Source organism: Caballeronia sp. GAWG1-1 (assembly GCF_023631465.1).
GTDB lineage: Bacteria > Pseudomonadota > Gammaproteobacteria > Burkholderiales > Burkholderiaceae > Caballeronia.
The window spans coordinates 1-1,016 of record NZ_JALQDB010000102.1 but is presented as its reverse complement, the minus strand read 5'-3'; the positions used below and the strand labels follow the sequence as shown (position 1 = coordinate 1,016).

1 protein-coding gene is annotated in these 1,016 nt (G+C 51.1%); it reads right to left on the bottom strand.

Annotation, left to right across the window (positions count from 1 at the left end):
* Window positions 1-168: 168 nt before the first annotated feature.
* On the bottom strand, window positions 169-873 hold the full coding sequence (locus tag NCT03_RS33620) for a DUF3304 domain-containing protein (protein ID WP_350030215.1): 705 nt from the start codon (window positions 871-873) through the stop codon (window positions 169-171).
* Between the last annotated feature and the right edge of the window lie 143 nt (window positions 874-1,016).

Genomic DNA, 1,016 nt, shown 5'->3' with positions numbered 1-1,016 from the left:
AGAAAGACGGTTGCCACAAGCAAAACAAAGATGTGTTTCATCAAACTTGAAAGGTTCATTCGTATGCGCATGATTGCGTTAGTTCAACATTCCACCAGATAGATAGGGCAAGCACTTTTGCTTGCAACAACCGCGTTCAACCAGCGACGCCGCACGCGGTTAGCAAGATCAAATTGAATCGGCTTGGCCAACTTTGCTTCCGTTTGCCACATGATCGAATTTGTTGCTCTTAATCTCGCGCACAACATCTGCAGGCAGCTTCTGCATTGCAAGACCAAACGCTCCGGGCTTGCCCTTCGACTCCATGACGATGCGCTGCACCGCCGGGTGTTCGTCAAACTTCGGATTGACGAGCAACGTGTAGTACACGTACTGCTCAAGATCGACGGAGTCGGTGAAGCGGTATTTCAGCCAGCCTTGAACAGCCACACGCGTGGTTCGACGGTAGGCGGCAGCCCAGTCAAGATCGTCTGGATTTGCAGCCTTGCCGTATTTCGTTTGAAACCACTCATCGACCTTTCCATATTCGATTCGAGAGCCGCTAAAGTCATTGCGAAACTCGAATTCGACATGGTCGTCTGGATAGAAGTGCACAGCCAAGACATCGTCGCCTGCCTTGTTCGATCTCTTTACCGGAGCAAGCTGAACTGTCGTTGACTTATGTATCTTCTTTATAGGTGCATAAAGGTTCTTTCGCGCTTCATCTGCGTCATAGACTTGCCACTCGACCGTGAACTCCGTTCCCTTTAGCTTGTAACAACAACTCAAACTTCCTTCGCCTGACCCTGGCGGCAGATCCCCGCCTCCACTGGCTCGATTCCCATATTTGTCACGGACCACAAACTGCGTCAGGTTGTACGGCGTGTAGTTCATACCCTCCGCGCTCAACCCGCCATACACTGGCTCAAACGAAAAAAAATCGCAGCCCGCGAGAAAGACGTAAGCGCCTCATCTCGACCGTTCTCTCGCCGGCGGTGAATAGAGGTAATTTGGTTCCCACCAAACTTTTTAGCGGG

Coding starts and splice junctions, on each gene's coding strand:
- NCT03_RS33620 (WP_350030215.1), bottom strand. CDS start 873: ATGAACTACACGCCGTACAACCTGACGCAGTTTGTGGTCCGTGACAAA.